An 18,815-nucleotide genomic window follows, 5' to 3' on the forward strand; every position below is an offset into this window, starting at 1 on the left:
GCAGATGACCGAGATCGCGCGTTCCGCCGACGGCACGACCATCGCGTACGAGCGCGTCGGCGCCGGCCCGGCCGTGGTCTGCGTCGACGCCGCGGGCGCCTACCGCGCGCACGGCCCGATGCGCGCGGTCGCGGCCGCGCTGGCGGACGCCTGCACGGTGTTCGCCTACGACCGGCGGGGCCGGGGCGAGAGCGGCGACACCCAGCCCTATGCGGTCGAGCGGGAGGTCGAGGACCTGGCCGCGGTGATCGCCGCGGCCGGCGGGCGGGCGCACGTCTACGGGTTCTCGTCGGGCGGGCTGCTGGCCTTGCGGGCCGCGGCGGCCGGCGTGCCGATCGACCGGCTGGCGCTGCTCGAGCCGCCGCTCGGCGAGGAGGGCGGATCCGCGCTGACCGGCGAGATGCGCGCGCTGGTCGACGCCGGCAAGCACGCGGAGGCCGCCGCGCACTTCCTGGCCGCGATCGGGGTGCCGGAGGAGTACGCGACCCCGGATCCCGGCCTGGTGGCGGTCGCGCCGACGCTGGTCTACGACTGCCTGCTCGGCGACGCGACGTCGCTCGACCTGATCGCCCGCGTACGCACGCCGACGCTGGTGATCGACAGCGAGGGCACCACCGGCCCGCTGCCGGACTGGGCGGTGACGATCGTCGAGGCGCTCCCCGACGGCCGCCACCTGAGCCTGCCCGGCAGCTGGCACGGTGTCGACGACGCCGACCTGGCCGGCGCGTTGCGCGATTTCTACTACGCCCAGAGCTGACCGTCGAGGGCCTCTTCGGCCTCCGCGAGCGTGCCGCCGTAGGCGCCGGTGGACAGGTATTTCCAGCCGCCGTCGGCGACCACGAACGCCACGTCGGCCCGGATGCCCTCGCGCACCGCCTGGTGGGCGACGGCCAGCGCCGCGTGCAGGATCGCGCCGCTGGAGAAGCCGGCGAAGATGCCCTCGACCTCGACGAGCTGGCGGGTACGCAGCACCGCGTCCTGCGTGCCGACGGAGAACCGCCGGGTCAGCACCGACGCGTCGTAGAGCTCGGGCACGTAGCCCTCGTCGATGTTGCGCAGGCCGTAGACCACCTCGCCGTAGCGCGGTTCGGCGGCGATGATCTCGATGCCCGGCACCTTCTCCCGCAGGTAGCGGCCGGTGCCCATGAGCGTGCCGGTGGTGCCCAGCCCGGCGACGAAGTGCGTGATCGTCGGCAGGTCGCGCAGCAGCTCCGGGCCCGTGGTCTCGTAGTGCGCGCGGGCGTTGTCGGGGTTGCCGTATTGAAACAGCATCACCCAGTCCGGGTGGTCGGCGGCGATCTGCTTCGCCGTCGCCACGGCCTGGTTGGAACCGCCCGCGGCCGGCGAGAAGATGATCTCAGCGCCGTACATCCGGAGCAGTTGGGTGCGCTCGGTCGAGACGTTCTCGGGCATCACGCAGACCAGCCGGTAGCCGCGCAGCTTGGCCACCATGGCCAGCGAGATGCCGGTGTTGCCGCTGGTCGGCTCGAGGATCGTGTCGCCCGGGCGGAGCCGGCCGGCGCGTTCGGCCTCGCGGACCATGAACAGCGCCGCCCGGTCCTTGATGCTCCCGGTCGGGTTGCGATCTTCGAGCTTGGCCCACAGCCGGACCGGCGGCGCCCCCTCGGGCACCGCCGGGGACAGCCGGGGCAGGCCGACCAGCGGGGTGTCGCCCGCCGCTTCGAGCAGGCTCTCGTACCGCGACATGGCGGCCGCCCTCAGTGGCGAACGGGCGCCGTCGAACGCCCGAGCATCGCGGCCGCGGCGGCGAAGCCAAAGGCGCCACCGGCGACGGCCGGCAGGATGGTCACGTTGTCGCCGTCGTTGAGCTTGGCGTCGAGCGACCCGAGGAAGCGGACGTCCTCGTCGTTGACGTAGATGTTGACGAACCGGTGCAGGCCGCCCTGCTCGGTGACCAGCCGGCCGCGCAGGCCGTTGTGGCGCGAGTCGAGATCGGTGAGCAGCGCGGCCAGCGTGTCGCCGGCGCCTTCGACGGTCTTCGCGCCGCCGGTGTAGGTGCGCAGGATGGTGGGGATGCGAACCTCGATAGCCATGATCATTGCTCCTGGAAAGAACGACGGTGATGGAGGACGGTGGTCGGACGGGCGCTTGGGGTCAGCGGCCGGGCGAACACTCGTAGTCGACCGTCGTCGGGCTCTGCCCGAACATGTATGACTGAACGGCGTGCGGGTCCACGGTGGGCTCAACGATCCGCACCGGCTCCTCGGTTACGACGCCGTCCACGATGCGGTAGGAGCGGATCTCCTCGGACTCCGGCTCGCGGGTCGACACCAGCACGTAGTGGGCGCCCGGCTCGCCGGCGAACGAGATGTCGGTGCGCGACGGGTAGGCCTCGGTGGCCGTGTGCGAGTGGTAGATGACCACCGGCTCCTCGTCGCGGTCGTCCATCTCGCGCCAGACGCGCAGCTGCTCCATCGAGTCGAACTCGTAGAAGGTCATCGATCGGGCGGCGTTTTCCATGGAGATGTGGCGCGCCGGGGTGTCGCTGCCGACCGGGCCCGCGACGACGCCGCACGCCTCGTCGGGATGGTCGCGGCGTGCGTGGGCGATGATCGCGTCGATGATCGACCGGTCGATGCTCAGCACGTGCCCAAGCCTACCGTCTGTGCGTCCTGCGCCGGGACGTGGCAGCGGTCACGGTCGTCACTCCGTGAGCGCGGTGAGCAACGATTCCTGGAGATATCCGAGGTACGCGTAAACGGAGAGCTGGAAGACCCGCGAGGAGGACGGGTCGGTCAGCACCGCGTCGTCGAGCTCCTCGCCCAGGTCGGTCTCGGCGCTGATGTCGAGCCGGACGCCCATCGCCAGCCGGGCGTCGTTGAGCGCCCGCAGCCAGGCCTCGGCGGCCTCCTCGTCGAGCCGGACCTCGCCGCCGGCGCTGCTCGGCAGCGCGGCCAGGATCGCACCCGCCTGGTCGATCTTGCCCGTCTTGAGGTCGCCCTCGGTGAACCGCCGGAACTCGGCCGAGTCCTCGGCGTTCGTCGGGTAAGTGTCCGGGAACAGCCGGTCGACGACGGGGTCACCGTGCTCGAAGCCGTCGGTCAGCAGGCCCACGACTTCGGTCGCCACCTTCCGGAGCACCCGAACCTCGTCGGGTGCGAAGGTCGCGACGCAGTGCTGTCCATACCGCCGGAACATGGGTCAGGGCTGCTCGACCGTCGCCCACAGGCCGTAGCCGTGTAGGCACGACGCGTCATATTCCATGCGCTCGCGCGCACCGGACGAGACCGCCGCGCGGCCTTTGTGGTGCACGTCGAGCATGAGGGACTGGGCCTTGTCGTGTGTGTAGCCGAACTGCTTCTGGAACACCCATGTCACATAGGTCATCAGGTTGACCGGATCGTCATGGACAACCGTGATCCAGGGACGGTCGATCGCCGGCACCGTCTCGACGTCCGGCACCTGCACGGGGGTCGTCTGCGGGGCTGCCACACCGCCATCGTACGAGCAAATCGACGCACCGACGACCGCCACATGCGTCTCAGTAGCGCGCATCTGTCGTGGTCGCCGATCAGGCCAGCAGGATCCCGTGGTCGACGGCCTCGGCCAGCACACCGGCGAGCGCCTTGTGCGTGGCGTCGAGGCGCCGGGACACCTCTCTGAGCAGCTCGAGCTCGACGCTGCGGATCGACCGCTGTGCCCACGAACGGGCCCGGTTGGTGTCGGCGGCGCCGGCGGTGCGCCACTGCCCGTAGCAGCCGCCGGCCAGCCCGACGCCGACCGACGGCAGGATCGTGCGGCCCGGCTCGACCGGGTAGGCGCCCAACCCGGCCACCGCGCCGCCGCCGGCCACGGTCGCCACGCCGGCGGTGCTGGTGATCAGCAGGACCTTGTCGAGATCGCGGGCGGACCGGTCGTCGGCCAACCCGCGGCGTACACCCGCCGCCACCCGGCGTCGGACACCCTCATCCGGTGGGGCACCGAACACCTGGGTGACGGCGGCGTCTAGTAGGCGGTCGACGGCCTCGTCGCACTCGGCGACCGCGCGGAGGGACAGGGCGTGCATCTCGCGGTCGAGCGTCTCGGGCAGGCCGCTCGGGCCGGTGCCGAAGACGATCTCCTGCACGCACCGCAGGTGGATGTTGGCCAGCTCGATGGCCAGGTGCTGCCGCACGTGCTGGGTCTCGGCCCGCGCGGCGTGCTCTAGTCGCTCGGCCCAATCGGACTCGTGGACGCCCTCGGCCACCCGGACCGTGCGCATCGCGTTGGGCGGCACGGGCGGGTTGAGGCTGGCCCGGCGCATGCCCTCCTCGGCGGCCCAGTCGGACAGCGCGCGGCGCAGGAAGGCCGTGTCGCCGGCGGCGGGGTCGACGGCGAACCAGGGCGCCTCGGCCAGGGCCGGGATGGCGGTGGCGATGGCCAGCCGCTGCGCCTCGACGGCGCCGGCCGCGGGGTCGTTGTCGCCCAGGCCCGGCGCGATCTCGGCGAGCCCGAGCAGATCGAGGTCGTCGACCGGGGTCGGGCCCAGGGCGGTGGCCGGCGCGTACCACGTGCCGTCGGGCCGCGGCGTGACCACGAAGAAGACGGCGGCGCTGGTCTGCGCGACCTCGCCGAGAATGTCGAGCTCGAAGCGACCGGGCAGCTGGCCGGCGCTCAACACATACATCACCGCGCCGCCGCGCTCGACCGCGTCGTGCAGCACCCGGCCGCCGGCGACGCCCATGGTCTCGGTGTCGGGCGCGTCGACCAGGGCGAAGTGGCGCAGCAGCGGGTCGGGCAGGCTCAGCTCGACCCGGCGGGGCGGGCGGGCCGCGGCCGGCTCGTCGGCCGGCGCCATGATCGAGCGGAACGGGTGGGCCTTGCGGGCGCCGGGCAGGTAGGCGCAGACGTCCTTGCCGTGGCCGTGGTTGACCACGAGGTAGCTCGCCCGCGGCACGTCGAGCAGCGGGCCGACCGCGCCGACCAGCGCGGCGATCACCTCGCTGCGGCCGCTGCCCTGTGCGCCGAGCGCCACGACGGCCAGCGGCTCGTCGGGGATCGGCTCGAGCACGGGACCACGCGTGCGGCTGGGCGTGCGCCGCTGCAGCGGCAACGTGATGATGTCTGCCCCGAGCCGATCGAGCGTGTCTGAGCCCATGCCTGGCGCCTCCTGATCCGAGTGCCCACGGCGATCACCGTGCGCATTCCACCGAGCACCGGAACGCTATGCGAACCGCCACCTAACATGACAGCCCGCCGACTACTCATGCCATGTTGGCCGGCTACTCAACTTCAACCCGTTACGGGGAGTACCCATCGCCATTACTCTCTATATGCTGCGGTGATGGGTCCGTGGAGATTTGTCGGCCGTGCCGCAGAACTCAACCGTCTCATCTCGACCGCCAGTGACGGAAGAGGAAGAGGGCTCATATTCAGTGGAAGTGCGGGCATCGGCAAGAGCCGCCTGCTGCGCGAAGGCGTCGCCACGTTGCCGACCGATCGGCTGGCCGTCTGGACGGCCTCGGCCAACGTCGCCACCGCCTCGCTGCCGTTCGGCGGCCTGGCCCAGGTGCTGCCCACCGACCAGCCGCCCGGCCTGACCGCGGCCGGCCTGCTGCGTTGGGCCGTCGAGGCGCTCAACCAGCAGGCCGCCGGCCGCCCGATCGTGCTCGCGATCGACGACGCCCACCTGCTCGACCCGTCGTCGTCGGCGCTGGTCTACCTCATGGCCCGCGACGAGGGCGCGACGGTGCTGGCGACGTTGCGCAGCGGCGAGCAATACCCGCACCCCATCCGCGCACTGTGGACCGACGACCTCGTCGAGCTGGTCGAGCTCGAGCCGATGTCGGTCGACGACGTGAGCCGGCTGCTCGTGCAGATGCTCGAGGGCGACGTCGACCAGGCCAGCGCCGAGCGGCTGTGGAAGCTCTCCGAGGGCAACGCGCTGCTGCTCCGCGAGCTGGTGCTGTCGTTCAAGCAGGCCGGCGAGTTCACCAAGTCGTTCGGCGTGCACCGGTGGACGGGCCGGCTCGAGTTGGCGCCGAGCCTGTTCGACCTGATCGACACCCGCATCGGCCAGCTGACGCCGGGCGTACGCACGGTCGTCGAGCTCGCCGCCCTCGGTGAGCCGGTCGGCATCGACCTCCTGATCAAGGCGACCAACGAGGCCGACGTCGAGCTGGCCGAGGACCGCGGCCTGATCCGGGTCGTGCAGAGCGACCGGCGCTCCAACGCCCGCCTGGCCCACCCGCTCTACGGCGAGGTCGTCCGCCGCCGCTGCCCAGTGGTGCGCAAGCGCCGGCTCGAGGCGCAGCTGGCCGACCTGGTCGAGGCGGCCGGCGCCCGGCGCCGCGACGACCTGCTTCGGGTGGCGGTCTGGCGGCTCGACTCCGGCACCGCGCAGGACCCGATGCAGCTGCTGATGGCCGGCGGCCAGGCGTTCGCCGGCTTCGACGTGCCGCTGGCCACGCGGCTGGCCCGGGCCGCTCTCGACGCCGGCGGCGGGTTCGGCGCGGCCGAGCTGCTGTCCACGATGCTGATGTTCAGCGACCAGCCGGCCGAGGCGCTCAACGTGCTCAACGCCGTCGACGAGCAGGCCACCTCCAACGCCCTGCGGGCCCGCTGGCTGGTGGTCCGCGGCCTGGTCAGCTACTGGGGCCTCAGCCGCGAGGCGACGCCCGACGAGCTGTCCGTCGAGGCCAAGGCGCTGCGCGACCCGGCCGACCAGTCCCGGGTGCGGTCGTTCGAGGGCATCATGCGACTCCACAAGCTGGAGACGGCCGAGGCGCTGCGGATCGCCCGCTCCATCCTCGACCGGCCGGCCGCGCCGGTCGCCGCCCGCGGCCTGGCCCAGTGCATGATCGCCCACCTGCAGGCGGCGCAGGGCGAGTCGCGGTCGAGCGAGCGGGCGGTGGCCAGCGTGGCGGCCGACGCGCCGCTGTGGCGCACCGACATGCCCTACCTGCAGCTCGCGCTGGAGCTGGCCCGCGGCACCCGGCTGGCGCTCGCCGGCGACCTGGCCGGGATCGACGCGATCGTCGCCGACGAGTTCGCCGACCTGGCCGACGCCGGCGACTTCCGGCTCGGCTCCGGCTACCTGTCGATCCTGCGGGCCCAGGCGGCCCGGCTGCGCGGCCAGACCGGCGAGGCGCTGCGCACCAGCGTGCAGGCGTGCGCGGTGCTCGCCACCAGCCGCATCTACGCCGGTCTCGCGCACGCGGAGCGGGCCCAGGCGCACGCCCTGCGCGGCGAGGTCGACGAGGCCCGCGAGGCGATGGCGGCCTCCGACGAGGCGCAGGCGCCGGTGATGGCGATCCTCTATCCCTGGCGCGAGCAGGCCCGGGCCGCCGTCCTGGCGGTCGCCGACGACCTCGACGGCGCGGCCGAGGTGCTGCGCGGCCTGGTCTGGCGGTTGCGGGCCGACAGCTTCGCCGGTCACGAGGTGCTCGCGCTGCACGACCTGGTGCGGCTGGGCCACGCCGCCGAGCCGATCGGCTGGCCCGACGACGCCGACCCGGGCCAGACCGTGGCCCAGCGCCTGACCGAGCTCGCCGCCACGCTCGACGGTGACCTGCCGGGCATCATGGCCGCGCACGCCCAGGCCGCCGCCCGCCGCTCCGGCCCCGACCTGCTCATCGCCGCCGACCTGTTCAAGGTCAAGGGCCTCTGGGTGTACGCGGCCGAGGCGGCCGCCGGCGCCGCCGGCCGGTTCCGGGAGGCCCGGGCGGCCGAGGCCAACTCCGCCCACCGCCTCATGGGTGACCTGCTCAGCAACTGCGACATGCTCCGCACGCCGGCGCTCGGGTTGTCCCGGCCCGCCCTCACCGACCGGGAGCGGCAGATCGCCCGGTTGGCGGCCTCGGGCGTGCCGAGCCGCGAGATCGCCGCCGAGCTGTTCCTTTCCACCCGCACCGTCGAAAACCACCTGCAGCGGGTCTACGCGAAACTCGGCGTCGCGGGCCGCGGTGAGCTCCGCGCCGCATTGCGGATGGTCCCTCGCGGCTGAGGTCCTAGGGTGGGTGGATGACCATGGGCCACCCCGCCTTGTTGACCGACCACTACGAGCTGACCATGGTCAGCGCGGCGCTCAAGGACGGCACCGCCGACCGGCAGTCCGTGTTCGAGGTGTTCGCGCGGCGGCTGCCGCCGGGGCGTCGCTACGGCGTCGTGGCCGGCACGGGACGGCTGATGGACCTGATCAGGGAGTTCCGGTTCAACCCGGAAGAGCTCGACTGGCTGCGCGAACGGTCGGTGGTCGACGCCGAGACGGCGGCCTGGCTGGCCGACTTCCGATTCCAGGGCGACATCGAGGGGTACGCCGAGGGCGAGCTGTTCTTCCCCGGCTCCCCGATCCTCACCGTGTCCGGCACGTTCGCGGAATGCGTACTGCTGGAGACCCTGGTCCTGTCGGTCCTCAACCACGACAGCGCGATCGCGGCGGCCGCGGCCCGCATGGTCACCGCCGCGCGGGGCCGGGCGCTGATCGAGATGGGGTCCCGCCGGGCGCACGAGGAGGCGGCGGTGGCGGCGACGCGGGCCGCGTACCTCGCCGGCTTCGGCTCCACCTCTAACCTGGCGGCCGGCCTGCGCTACGGGATCCCGACCGCGGGCACGGCGGCGCACGCGTTCACGCTGCTTCACGACGACGAGGCGGCCGCGTTCGCCGCACAGGTCGCGGCACTGGGCAAGAACACCACGCTGCTCGTCGACACCTACGACATCGCGCAGGGTATCCGCACCGCGATCAAGGTGGCGGGGCCGGACCTGCGGGCGATCCGGATCGACTCGGGCGACCTCTCGGTGCTGGCCCAGCACTCGCGGGAGCTGCTGGACTCGCTGGGCGCGACCGAGACCAAGATCATCGTGTCCGGCGACCTCGACGAGTACTCGATCGCGGCGCTGGCGGCCGAGCCGGTCGACATCTACGGCGCGGGGACGTCGGTGGTGACCGGCTCGGGCGCGCCGACCGCCGGGCTGGTCTACAAGCTGGTCGAGGTGGCCGGGCGGCCGGTGGTCAAGCGGTCCGAGCACAAGGCGACGATCGGCGGGCGCAAGACGGCGGTGCGGCGACACAAGCCGACCGGCACGATGATCGAGGAGATCGTGGTGTCGCAGGGTACACCCGAGGCGCGCACCGGGGACCGGGCCTTGCAGCGGCCGTACGTCGCCGGCGGTGCGGTGGTCGACCTGCCCTCGCTGGCGGAGTCGCGGGAGCACCTGCGGCAGGGTCTGATCTCGATCCCGTGGGAGGGGCTCAAGCTCTCGGCGGGCGATCCCGCGGTGCCCGTCACTGTCGTACCCGCGCGTTAGTGTTCTCAGCATGACCCGCGCACTGATCATCGTCGACACGCAGAACGACTTCTGCGAGGGCGGCTCGCTGGCCGTGGCCGGTGGCGCCGGGGTGGCGTCCGAGATCTCGCGTGCGCTGTCCGAGCGGCCCGACCGGTGGGCCCACGTGGTCGCGACGAAGGATTACCACATCGATCCGGGGGCGCACTTCAACGACAACCCGGACTACGTCACCACGTGGCCGGCGCACACCGTCGTCGGCACGCCCGGCGCCGACTTCCACCCCAACCTCGACACCGACCGCATCGAGGCGGTGTTCCACAAGGGCCAGCACGCGGCGGCCTACAGCGGGTTCGAGGGGCACACCGACGACGGCGTCGGCCTGGGCACGTGGCTGCACGACCACGACGTCACCGAGGTCGAGGTCGTGGGCCTGGCCACCGACCACTGCGTCCGCGCGACCAGCCTCGACGCGGCCCGGCTCGGTTTCAAGACGACGGTCCTGCTCGGCCTGACCGCCGGCGTGCTGCCGCACACCACCGCCGACGCGGTCGAGCAGCTACGCGAGGCCGGCGTCACGCTGGTCGGCGAGCCCATCGTCAAGCCGGCGTGAGGCTGGCGCCCTACCGGGCGGTCCTCGGCCTGCCCGGGGTCCGCCCGCTGATCCTCGTCGCCATCCTGGCCCGTGTCCCGTCGGTCGCGGCCGGGGTGACCCTGACCCTGCACGTGGTGCTCGAGCTCGACCGCGGCTACTTCGCGGCCGGCCTGGTCGGCACGGCCTCGACGATCGGCGCCGCCGTGGGCGCGCCGCTGCTCGGGCGGATGGTCGACCGGCGCGGGCTGCGACCGGTGCTCGCGGTCTGCACGGTGGCCGAGGGCGTGTTCTGGTCGGTCGCGGGCTGGCTGCCCTATCCCCTGCTGCTGGTGCTCGCGCTGGTCGCCGGCGTGCTGATGCTGCCGGTCTTCTCGGTGGTCCGACAGTCGCTGGCGGCGCTGGTGCCGCCGGCGCAGCGCCGGCCGGCCTACGCGCTCGACTCGATGTCGGTCGAACTGTCCTTCATGGTCGGCCCGGCGCTGGCGGTGCTCATGGCGACCTCGGTCTCGCCGCACGCCACCATGTGGGCCGTCGGCGCGGGCGTCGTGCTGTCGGGGACGGCGCTGTTCATCTTCAACCCGCCGGTCCGCGCGGAGTCGGAGTCGGCCGTCGGTCCGGTGCCGCCGCGCCGGTCGTGGCTGTCGGCCCGGATGATCGCCATCCTGGCCATCGCGGTGGCCACGACCCTGGTCCTGGGCGGCACGGACGTCACGGTGGTCGCGGTCCTCCGCGAGGCCGACCAGGTGAGCTGGACGGGCCTGGTGCTGGCGCTGTGGGGCGTCTACTCGCTGATCGGCGGCTTCGTCTACGGGTCACTGAGCCGGGTGCCGTCGCCGGTGGTGCTGCTGGGTGTGCTGGCTCTCGGCACCGTGCTGGTGGCGCTGGCCGGGGCGCAGTGGTTCCTGGTCGCGGTGGCGCTGATCCCGGCGGGGGCGCTGTGCGCGCCGACGCTGGCCGCGGCCGCGGACGCGGTCAGCCACCTCGCGCCGCCGTCGGTCCGCGGCGAGGCGATGGGGTTGCATGGGTCGGCCATCACGGTCGGGTTGGCCTTGGGAGCGCCACTGGCCGGCTGGGTGATCGACCTGACGTCGCCGCGGTGGGGCTTCGTCGCCACGGGGGTGGCTGGGCTGTTGGTAGTGCTGGCGGTCATTCCGGTCTACCTGTCACGCCGCCCGCCGACGCCGCCTGTTCCGGCACCGCGGTCGGCCGAGCGGTCGCTGTCACTGTCCGACTGACGCCGCGGTGTCCCAACGCTTCTCCGGTCCGCGGTTCGCCGAGCCGTCGCCGTCTCTCTCGGGCCGAGCCCGGTGGCGTCCTAAGTGGAGACGGCGGGCACCGGGTTGGGTTCGGGTGGCTCGGGGGCGGAGCGGCGGGAGACGGCGCGGAACTTCGCCGGGGGCATGCGGAAGCGGGCCACGAAGGCCTGGCGCAGCGCCTCTCCCGAGCCGAAGCCCGAGCGCGCCGCGACCTCCGGCATCGGTAGGTCGGTGGCATCGAGCAGCCGGGCCGCGGCGTCGACGCGGGCGCAGCGGACGAAGCGGGCCGGTGGGTCGCCGAGCTCGCGCAGGAACAGGCGGGTCAGGTGGCGTGGGCTCACGCCGACCACGTCGGCGAGGCGGGCGGTGGAGAGGTCCGCTGCCAGGTGGCTGAGCACGTGGTCGACGGCGCGGCGGACGACGTCGTTGTCGGGGGCGGGCGGGGACACGTACACGCTCATCTGGGCCTGGTTGCCCGGTCTCTGCAGGTAGGTGACGAGGTCGCGGGCGACCTGGCGGGCGAGCTCGGGGCCGTGGTCCTCCTCGACGAAGGCGAGCGTCAGGTCGAGGGCGCTGGTCACGCCGGCGGCGGTGGCGACCCGGCCCTCGCGGATGAAGATCGGCGCCGAGTCGACGCGTACGTCCTGGTAGCGGCTCGCCAACCGCGGCGCGAAACGCCAGTGGGTCGTGGCGCGGCGGCCGTCGAGGAGCCCGGTGGCGGCGAGCACGGTGGCGCCGGTGCAGACCGAGGCGACCCGGCGACTGTCCCGCGCGAGCCGGCGGATGTGGGCGACGACCACCGCGTTGTCGGCGGCGTCCTCGTGGCCGAAGCCGCCGGAGACGATCAGGGTGTCGATCGGGCCGGTCAGCCGTTCCAGCGCGAGCTGCGCCTGCACGACGAGGCCGCTGTCGCAGCGGATCGGGCGGCCGCCCGGGGTCGCCAGTTCCACGCGGTAGCCGGGGCTCAGCCGCCCGATCGTGTTGGCCAGCTCGAAGGTCGACGTGACGCAGGCGATGTCGAGCAATTCGGCGCCGTCGTACCCGACCATGACGATGTGCCGCGGGTCCATATCCCCGACCTTAGGCCGCCGATCCCAGGGATTCGGACCCGTCCATCCCGGTCCGTTCCGCCACCGGCGGGCGCGCCGCATCGTCGAGGCATGACTACCACGACGACCGACGAGAACCCGTCGCTGCTGCGCCGGCTGGCCCACCGCTGGCCGACTCTGGCCGCGCTGCCGCTGATCGCGGCGTCCCTCTACAACATCGACGATGTACGCGGCCTGGCGTTCCTGCTCGTCCTGTCGCCGCTGGGCTACCTGGTGCCGGCCGCCTACAACCGGCCCGGCATCACCTGGCCCGCGGTGCTCATCGGGTCCGTCGCCATCGCGCCGTTCAAGATCCTCGACCTGAATCCGTCGTACGCCCTGCTGGTCGCGTCGGCCGTCTTCGTCGCGATCGGTGTGGCGCGGCGAGCGCCCGGGTTCGGCGTCCAGGTGGTCGCGGCCGTCCTCTTCGCGGTGGCGGCGGTGATCGCGATCGAGGCCGGTTCCCTGACGCTCGGCGGCGCCTTCGTGGCCCTCGGGCTGCTCGCCCACGCCGCCTGGGACCTCTATCACCACCGTCACAACCGCGTGGTCCCGCGTTCCTACGCCGAGTGGTGCGGCGTCGTGGACCTCGTACTCGGCGTGGTCGCGATCGTCCTGATCTTCTAGCTCATCGGGGGTATGCGAAAGGGGCGACGCACGACGCGCCGCCCCTTTCGTATCGACTCAGCGGTCGACGTTGCTCTCGGTGTCTTCCTCGTAGCGGGCCCCGCTGTCCGACTCGCTGGTCATCGGCTTGGCGCCACCCTCCGGCGGGCCGGCGAGCGAGCGGCCGGCGGCCAGCTCCGGGAACTTGAGGTCGAACGCCGGGCGCTCGGACCGGATGCGCGGCATTCGGTCGAAGTTGCGCAGCGGCGGCGGCGACGAGGTCGCCCACTCCAGCGAGTTGCCGTAGCCCCACGGGTCGTCGGCCAGGACCATCGGGCCGGCCTTGTAGGACTTCCAGACGTTGTAGAGGAACGGCAGCGTGGAGATGCCCAGGACGAACGCGCCGATGGTCGACACCTCGTTGAGCGTGGTGAAGCCGTCGCTGGGCCGGTAGTCCGCGTAGCGCCGGGGCATGCCCTCGTTGCCCAGCCAGTGCTGCACCAGGAACGTCGTGTGGAAGCCGAGGAACGTCAGCCAGAAGTGGATCTTGCCGAGGCGCTCGTCGAGCATGCGGCCGAACATCTTGGGGAACCAGAAGTAGATGCCCGAGTAGACGGCGAACACGATCGTGCCGAACAGTACGTAGTGGAAGTGCGCGACCACGAAGTACGAGTCGGAGACGTGGAAGTCGACCGGCGGGCTGGCCAGCAGGACGCCGGTGAGGCCGCCGAACAGGAACGTCACGAGGAAGCCGACCGCGAACAGCATCGGCGTCTCGAAGCTCAACTGGCCGCGCCACATGGTGCCGATCCAGTTGAAGAACTTCATGCCGGTCGGCACCGCGATCAGGAAGCTCAGGAAGCTGAAGAACGGCAGCAGCACCTGCCCGGTGGCGAACATGTGGTGCGCCCAGACGCTCATCGACAGCGCGGCGATCGCGATGGTGGCGCCGACCAGACCCTTGTAGCCGAAGATCGGCTTGCGGGAGAAGACCGGGATGACCTCGCTGATGATGCCGAAGAACGGCAGCGCGACGATGTAGACCTCGGGATGGCCGAAGAACCAGAACAGGTGCTGCCAGAGCATCGGCCCGCCGGTTTCGGGGGCGTAGACGTGTGCCCCGAGGATGCGGTCGGCCGCGAGGGCGAACAGGGCCGCCGCGAGCAGCGGGAAGACCATGATGACCAGCAGGCTGGTGACCAGGATGTTCCAGGTGAAGATCGGCATCCGGAACATCGTCATGCCGGGCGCGCGGAGCGTCAGGATCGTGGTGATCATATTGACGCCACCGAGGATCGTGCCCAGACCGGAGATGGCCAGGCCGACGATCCACATGTTGGCGCCGACACCCGGCGTGTGCTCGACGTCGCTCAGCGGCGTGTAGGCGAACCAACCGAAGTCAGCGGCGCCGCCCGGGGTGAAGAAGCCACCGAGGGCGATCGTGCCACCGAACGCGTACAGCCAGTAGGCGAAGCTGTTGAGTCGCGGGAACGACACGTCGGGCGCGCCGATCTGCAGCGGCACCACGAAGTTCGCGAACGCGAACACGATCGGCGTCGCGAAGAACAGCAGCATGATCGTGCCGTGCATCGTGAACAGCTGGTTGTACTGCTCAGGCGACAGGAACTGCATTCCCGGTCGGGCGAGCTCGGCGCGCATCAGCAGCGCCATCAACCCACCGATGAGGAAGAACGCGAAGCTCGTGACCATATACATGATCCCGATCTGCTTCGCGTCGGTCGTGCGCAGCAGGCGCGCGAAGGCCGAGCCCTTCACCGGCTGGCGGACCGGCCAGGGCCGGGTCACGATCGGCTTCGGTGCAACGGTGGTCACCACAGGCCTCCGCTTCGTTGTCTGTGTCGGAGGCAGAATAGTCCTCGCATCTCAGTGGGGCCGCGCTGGGTGGTGAAAACCTCTCTGGACCCCTGCGGCTGATGGGACTGGCGAATGGTCGATCAGGACCCGCGGACGCAGGCCGCGGGACGCGGTGAACCGGGTCGACGAGCAGCCCATCGCCGTCGCGCTTCAGGCCGCGCCAGCGCAGGCCGCGGTGCGTGGTCAGACCGGGTCGACGAGCAACCCATCGCCGTCGCGCTTCAGGCCGCGCCAGCGCGGGCCGCGGTGCGTGGTCAGACCGGGTCGACGAGCAACCCATCGCCGTCGCGATCCAAGCTCCGCCAGCGCAGGCCGCGGTGCGTGGTCAGACCGGGTCGACGAGCAGCCCATCGCCGTCGCGCTTCAGGCCCCGCCGGCGCAGGCCGCGGTGCGTGGGTCAGACCGGGTCGACGAGCAGCCCATCGCCGTCGCGCTTCAGGCCCCGCCGGCGCAGGCCGCGGTGCATGGTCAGACCGGGTCGACGAGTAGGCGGTAGTGGTCGCGGAAGATGCGGTCGCCGCGGCCGCGGAGAAGTGGGTCGCGGAGGGCCGGCGCGACGTCGCGGGTGCGGTCACGGTCGCGGGTGCGGTCGAGCACCCACTTGGTGCGCGGCCGCCGACGGCTCTCGTAGCGGCGCAGGGCCTCCGGCACCGAATCGGCTTCGGTCAGGGCGTCGGCCAGGACCACCGCGTCTTCGAGCGCCATCGCGGCGCCCTCCGAGAGGGTTGGCGACGTGGCGTGGGCGGCGTCGCCGACCAGCACCGCCGGGCCGCGTGACCAACAGGCGATCTCGACCTCGTCGGTCAGGGCGACCTGCACCTTGTCGACCGCGTCGAGCACGTCGGGCACCGGCGGGCCGAAGCCACCGAAGACCTCGCGTAGCCGACCAAGCGGATCGGCCGGCGCGCTGGTGCCGGGCTCGTCGGCGTAGAGGTAGAGCCGCCCGTCGCCCATCGGCATGACGATGAAGGCGGTGCGCAGGCCGAGCAGCGCCGTCCACTCGGAGATCCGCGGCCCGCCGGTGACCACGCTGCGGTAGACGACCTGTCCGACCGGCCGGGCCGGGCCGCCGAGGGCCGCGAGGGCGCGGACCGACGACTTGCGCCCGTCGGCGCCCACCACCAGGTCATAGGCTGCGACCGCGCCGTCACCGAAGGTGGCCAGGGCGGTGCCGTCGGTGCCCACGTCGAGCCGGACCAGGCCGGTGTCGTAGCGGACCTCGCCGTCGACCGCGGCGAGCAGGACCCGCTGGAGGTCACCGCGGGGCATGGCCCGACATTCGCCGACACCGTCCCAGAGCTTGCCGAGGTCGACCTCGCAGAGCTCGTTGCCGCGCTCGTCGAGGAAGCGTTGCCGCTCGACCACGGCGCCGAACGGCCGCACCGCATCGTCGAGGCCCAGGTCGCGCAGGGCCCGGTCGGCGTTGCCGGGCAGGAAGATGCCGGCGCCGGGGACGGTGGTGGCGGGCAGCTTCTCGACGACATCGGGTCGGTAGCCGGCCTGGCGGAGCGCCCGGGCAACGGCAAGGCCGGCGATGCCGGCGCCGACGACGAGGACGCGCAGCGTAGACAGGAGCATGTGGACGAAGCCTCCGAGGCGGTCGAGGGGCCACGCACTGAAGCCAGAACATTACTCGCTGTCGGGACCTCTATCCAGGGCCGTAAACGTAGCCTAGTGTCGATGGAAGCGCTCCCATCTCCGCACCCGTCCTCGGAAGGAGCAGCATGCGCAGACTTGTCCGCGCCGTCGTGACCGCCGCCCTGGTCGCGTTCGGCACGCTGGTCATAACGTCGCCCGCGCAGGCCGACACGCAGATCTGCGAGCAATATGGCTCGACCACGATCCAGGGCCGCTATGTCGTGCAGAACAACCGGTGGGGTTCGACCGCGCAGCAGTGCATCAACGTCACCGACACGGGCTTCAGCATCACGGCCCAGCAGGGATCGGCGGCCACCAACGGCGCGCCGCTGTCGTACCCGTCGGTGTTCCTCGGCTGCCACTACACCAACTGTTCGCCGGGCACGAACCTGCCGATCCAGGTGAGCCAGATCAGTAGCGCCACCTCGTCGATCAACTACACGTACGCCAGTGGCACCTACAACGCGTCGTACGACATCTGGCTCGACCCCACGCCACGCACCGACGGGGTCAGCCAGATGGAGATCATGATCTGGTTCAACCGACAGGGTCCGATCCAGCCGATCGGCTCGGTGGTGGGCTCGGCCACGGTGGGCGGCCGGACCTGGGAGGTCTGGCGAGGCAGCAACGGCGCCAACAACGTCATCTCGTACGTGGCTCCGTCGCCGATCACCTCGTGGAACTTCAGCGTGCTGGACTTCATCAATGACGTCCGGTCGCGCGGGGCGATCACCAATTCGTGGTATCTGACCAGCATCCAGGCCGGTTTCGAACCGTGGAACGGCGGTGTCGGGCTCGGTGTCAGCTCGTTCTCGGCGACGGTCAACGGCGGCGGCACGGGCCCGGGCCCGGACAGTCAGGCCCCGTCGACGCCCGGCCAGCCGACCGCCGGCACGGTGACCGCTTCCAGCGTCGCCCTCTCCTGGGCCGCCTCGACGGACAACGTCGGGGTGACCGGCTATGACGTCTATCGCCAGCAGGGCTCCGGGACGGCCACGCTGGCCGGCAGCACCACCGGCACCTCGTTCACGGCGAGCGGCCTGAGCGCCTCGACGGCCTACACGTTCACGGTGCGGGCCCGTGACGCGGCCGGCAACGTGTCGGCCTCGTCGCCGGGCCGGACGGTGACCACCTCCGGCTCCGGCAGCGGCGGGGGCGCCTGTCGGGTGCGGTATGCGGCCAACGCCTGGAACAACGGGTTCACCGCGGACGTGACCGTCACCAACACCGGGACGAGCACCGTCAACGGCTGGACGCTGACCTACACGCTGCCCAGCGGCCAGGCGATCACCAGCACCTGGAACGCGACGGTGACCACCTCGGGCTCGGCGGTGACCGCGCGCAACATCTCCTGGAACGGGACGCTGGCCCCGGGCGCGAGCACCAGCTTCGGCTATCAGGGCACGCACGGCGGCTCGTATTCCTCGCCGTCCGCGTTCGCGCTCAACGGCTCGGCCTGCACCGTGGGTTGATGGTTGATCGCGTCGGTCGCGGGTAATGGCCCGCGGTGAACATCACCGTGGTGATCGCAACCCGCGACCGGCGCGATCAGTTGCTGCGCACCCTGCCCCGGCACGACGCGCCGACCATCGTCGTCGACAACGCGTCGCAGGACGGCACGGCCGCCACGGTAGAGGCCGCCTTCCCCCACGTACGCGTGGTCCGTGCCGACACCAACCTCGGCGCCGCGGCCCGCAACCTCGGCGCCCAACTCGCGGACACGCCGTTCGTCGCGTTCGCCGACGACGACTCCTACTGGGTGCCCGGCGCCCTCGACCGCGCCGCCCAGCTGCTCAGCGACCATCCGCGGGCCGGCCTCCTGGTCGCCCAGGTGCTGGTCGGCGAGGACGGCCGCCCGGACCCGATGACCGCGGAGCTCGACGGGAGCCCGCTCGGCTGGGCCGACGACCTGCCGGGCCCGACGGTGCTCGGTTTCCTGTCGTGCGCCGCGGTGGTGCGCCGGGACGCGTTCCTGTCGGTGGGCGGCTTCGACCCGCGGCTCGGCATCTACGGCGAGGAGGCGCTGCTGGCGATGGACCTGGCGACCGCCGGCTGGGGCCTCTCCTACGTGCCGTCGCTGCGAGTGGCCCACCTCCCGAGCCCCGCCGGCCGAGACCCGCGGGCCCGCGAGCGCCGTCAGGCTCGCAATCATCTGCTCACCACCTGGCTCCGCCGGCCGCTGCCGACCGTGATGGCCACCAGCGCCCGGGCGATGACCAGCACCGCCGGCCGCGCCGGGCTGCGCGACGCCCTGGCCGAACTGCCGTGGGTGCTGCGCGACCGCCGCGTCGTGCCGGACTGGCTCGGCGCCGACCTTCGCCGCCTGGAACACGCCTCGGCGCGGTAGGGCGCAGGCGGCCAGCCGTCGCGTCGTCGGCGGTCGTGGTTGGCCGCAGCGTCGCCGACCTGCTCAACAGGATCGTCTCGCTGGGCGTGCCGGTGTCTCCTCTTCCCCGGTTAGGCTCCGCCCTTGGCCCCGGCGCGTCGGTACCGACCACCAGCCCGTCGGCGGCATCACCGGCATCGCGC

At 72.1% G+C, this 18,815-nt stretch carries 17 protein-coding genes; 8 read left to right on the forward strand and 9 right to left on the reverse strand.

Annotated features, from left to right (window positions below; translation table 11 throughout):
* Positions 1 to 4 precede the first annotated feature (4 nt).
* On the forward strand, positions 5 to 757 hold the full coding sequence (locus O7635_RS02095; protein WP_278078684.1) for an alpha/beta hydrolase: 753 nt from the start codon (positions 5 to 7) through the stop codon (positions 755 to 757).
* Here O7635_RS02095 and O7635_RS02100 read toward each other — a convergent pair.
* The 6 genes from O7635_RS02100 to O7635_RS02125 form a co-directional block, all read right to left on the reverse strand.
* The gene (locus tag O7635_RS02100) at positions 742 to 1,707 is read right to left on the reverse strand and encodes a cysteine synthase (RefSeq protein ID WP_278078685.1); all 966 of its coding nucleotides are present in this window, start codon (positions 1,705 to 1,707) and stop codon (positions 742 to 744) included. The genes O7635_RS02095 and O7635_RS02100 overlap by 16 nt on opposite strands.
* Positions 1,708 to 1,718: 11 nt before the next feature.
* Positions 1,719 to 2,054 carry a MoaD family protein gene (locus O7635_RS02105; protein ID WP_278078686.1) on the reverse strand — a complete coding sequence of 112 codons (336 nt, stop codon included), beginning with the start codon at positions 2,052 to 2,054 and terminating at the stop codon, positions 1,719 to 1,721.
* Positions 2,055 to 2,115: 61 nt separating this feature from the next.
* Complete coding sequence (locus tag O7635_RS02110; protein WP_278078687.1) at positions 2,116 to 2,607, reverse strand: M67 family metallopeptidase; 492 nt, start codon at positions 2,605 to 2,607, stop codon at positions 2,116 to 2,118.
* A 57-nt stretch (positions 2,608 to 2,664) separates the two neighbouring features.
* Entirely contained in the window at positions 2,665 to 3,159 is a 495-nt protein-coding gene (locus O7635_RS02115) for a DUF2017 domain-containing protein (RefSeq protein ID WP_278078688.1), read from the reverse strand.
* A 3-nt stretch (positions 3,160 to 3,162) separates the two neighbouring features.
* Complete coding sequence (gene clpS, locus O7635_RS02120) at positions 3,163 to 3,453, reverse strand: ATP-dependent Clp protease adapter ClpS (RefSeq protein WP_278078689.1); 291 nt, start codon at positions 3,451 to 3,453, stop codon at positions 3,163 to 3,165.
* Positions 3,454 to 3,532: 79 nt separating this feature from the next.
* Positions 3,533 to 5,098, reverse strand: a complete 1,566-nt coding sequence (locus tag O7635_RS02125) for a hypothetical protein (protein WP_278078690.1) — start codon at positions 5,096 to 5,098, stop codon at positions 3,533 to 3,535.
* 186 nt (positions 5,099 to 5,284) lie between these two features.
* Here O7635_RS02125 and O7635_RS02130 point away from each other — a divergent pair, with 186 nt between their 5' ends.
* From O7635_RS02130 to O7635_RS02145, 4 genes are read left to right on the forward strand one after another with little or no spacing between them, the layout of a single operon-like run.
* On the forward strand, positions 5,285 to 7,945 hold the full coding sequence (locus O7635_RS02130; RefSeq protein WP_278078691.1) for a LuxR family transcriptional regulator: 2,661 nt from the start codon (positions 5,285 to 5,287) through the stop codon (positions 7,943 to 7,945).
* A gap of 17 nt (positions 7,946 to 7,962) precedes the next feature.
* A complete protein-coding gene (locus O7635_RS02135; RefSeq protein WP_278078692.1) occupies positions 7,963 to 9,249 on the forward strand; it encodes a nicotinate phosphoribosyltransferase in 1,287 nt (428 codons plus the stop codon).
* A 10-nt stretch (positions 9,250 to 9,259) separates the two neighbouring features.
* On the forward strand, positions 9,260 to 9,841 hold the full coding sequence (locus O7635_RS02140; RefSeq protein ID WP_278078693.1) for an isochorismatase family protein: 582 nt from the start codon (positions 9,260 to 9,262) through the stop codon (positions 9,839 to 9,841).
* Complete coding sequence (locus tag O7635_RS02145; protein WP_278078694.1) at positions 9,838 to 11,058, forward strand: MFS transporter; 1,221 nt, start codon at positions 9,838 to 9,840, stop codon at positions 11,056 to 11,058. The genes O7635_RS02140 and O7635_RS02145 overlap by 4 nt, the downstream gene beginning before the upstream one ends.
* A gap of 80 nt (positions 11,059 to 11,138) precedes the next feature.
* Here the strand turns inward: O7635_RS02145 and O7635_RS02150 are convergent, their stop codons facing one another.
* Positions 11,139 to 12,149 carry a DJ-1/PfpI family protein gene (locus O7635_RS02150; RefSeq protein ID WP_278078695.1) on the reverse strand — a complete coding sequence of 337 codons (1,011 nt, stop codon included), beginning with the start codon at positions 12,147 to 12,149 and terminating at the stop codon, positions 11,139 to 11,141.
* Positions 12,150 to 12,239: 90 nt separating this feature from the next.
* Here O7635_RS02150 and O7635_RS02155 point away from each other — a divergent pair, with 90 nt between their 5' ends.
* Entirely contained in the window at positions 12,240 to 12,794 is a 555-nt protein-coding gene (locus O7635_RS02155; protein WP_278078696.1) for a hypothetical protein, read from the forward strand.
* A gap of 57 nt (positions 12,795 to 12,851) precedes the next feature.
* On the opposite strand, the gene ctaD is transcribed toward O7635_RS02155, so the two are convergent.
* A complete protein-coding gene (gene ctaD, locus O7635_RS02160) occupies positions 12,852 to 14,606 on the reverse strand; it encodes a cytochrome c oxidase subunit I (RefSeq protein ID WP_278078697.1) in 1,755 nt (584 codons plus the stop codon).
* Between the two features lie 510 nt (positions 14,607 to 15,116).
* Complete coding sequence (locus tag O7635_RS02165) at positions 15,117 to 16,226, reverse strand: FAD-dependent monooxygenase (RefSeq protein WP_278078698.1); 1,110 nt, start codon at positions 16,224 to 16,226, stop codon at positions 15,117 to 15,119.
* A 146-nt stretch (positions 16,227 to 16,372) separates the two neighbouring features.
* On the opposite strand from O7635_RS02165, the gene O7635_RS02170 reads away from it, so the two are divergent.
* The gene (locus tag O7635_RS02170) at positions 16,373 to 17,758 is read left to right on the forward strand and encodes a cellulose binding domain-containing protein (RefSeq protein ID WP_278078699.1); all 1,386 of its coding nucleotides are present in this window, start codon (positions 16,373 to 16,375) and stop codon (positions 17,756 to 17,758) included.
* A gap of 50 nt (positions 17,759 to 17,808) precedes the next feature.
* The gene (locus O7635_RS02175; RefSeq protein WP_278078700.1) at positions 17,809 to 18,633 is read left to right on the forward strand and encodes a glycosyltransferase; all 825 of its coding nucleotides are present in this window, start codon (positions 17,809 to 17,811) and stop codon (positions 18,631 to 18,633) included.
* Positions 18,634 to 18,815: the final 182 nt, after the last annotated feature.

Origin of the sequence: Asanoa sp. WMMD1127, from assembly GCF_029626225.1 — a bacterium.
Lineage (GTDB): Bacteria > Actinomycetota > Actinomycetes > Mycobacteriales > Micromonosporaceae > Asanoa.

Bases quoted from the DNA above. Each gene is read 5' to 3' on its own strand.
- O7635_RS02125 (WP_278078690.1), bottom strand. From the start codon at position 5,098: ATGGGCTCAGACACGCTCGATCGGCTCGGGGCAGACATCATCACGTTG.
- O7635_RS02100 (WP_278078685.1), bottom strand. From the start codon at position 1,707: ATGTCGCGGTACGAGAGCCTGCTCGAAGCGGCGGGCGACACCCCGCTG.
- O7635_RS02170 (WP_278078699.1), top strand. From the start codon at position 16,373: ATGCGCAGACTTGTCCGCGCCGTCGTGACCGCCGCCCTGGTCGCGTTC.
- O7635_RS02150 (WP_278078695.1), bottom strand. From the start codon at position 12,149: ATGGACCCGCGGCACATCGTCATGGTCGGGTACGACGGCGCCGAATTG.
- O7635_RS02095 (WP_278078684.1), top strand. From the start codon at position 5: ATGACCGAGATCGCGCGTTCCGCCGACGGCACGACCATCGCGTACGAG.
- O7635_RS02135 (WP_278078692.1), top strand. From the start codon at position 7,963: ATGACCATGGGCCACCCCGCCTTGTTGACCGACCACTACGAGCTGACC.
- O7635_RS02130 (WP_278078691.1), top strand. From the start codon at position 5,285: ATGGGTCCGTGGAGATTTGTCGGCCGTGCCGCAGAACTCAACCGTCTC.
- O7635_RS02105 (WP_278078686.1), bottom strand. From the start codon at position 2,054: ATGGCTATCGAGGTTCGCATCCCCACCATCCTGCGCACCTACACCGGC.
- O7635_RS02155 (WP_278078696.1), top strand. From the start codon at position 12,240: ATGACTACCACGACGACCGACGAGAACCCGTCGCTGCTGCGCCGGCTG.
- O7635_RS02115 (WP_278078688.1), bottom strand. From the start codon at position 3,159: ATGTTCCGGCGGTATGGACAGCACTGCGTCGCGACCTTCGCACCCGAC.
- O7635_RS02140 (WP_278078693.1), top strand. From the start codon at position 9,260: ATGACCCGCGCACTGATCATCGTCGACACGCAGAACGACTTCTGCGAG.
- O7635_RS02165 (WP_278078698.1), bottom strand. From the start codon at position 16,226: ATGCTCCTGTCTACGCTGCGCGTCCTCGTCGTCGGCGCCGGCATCGCC.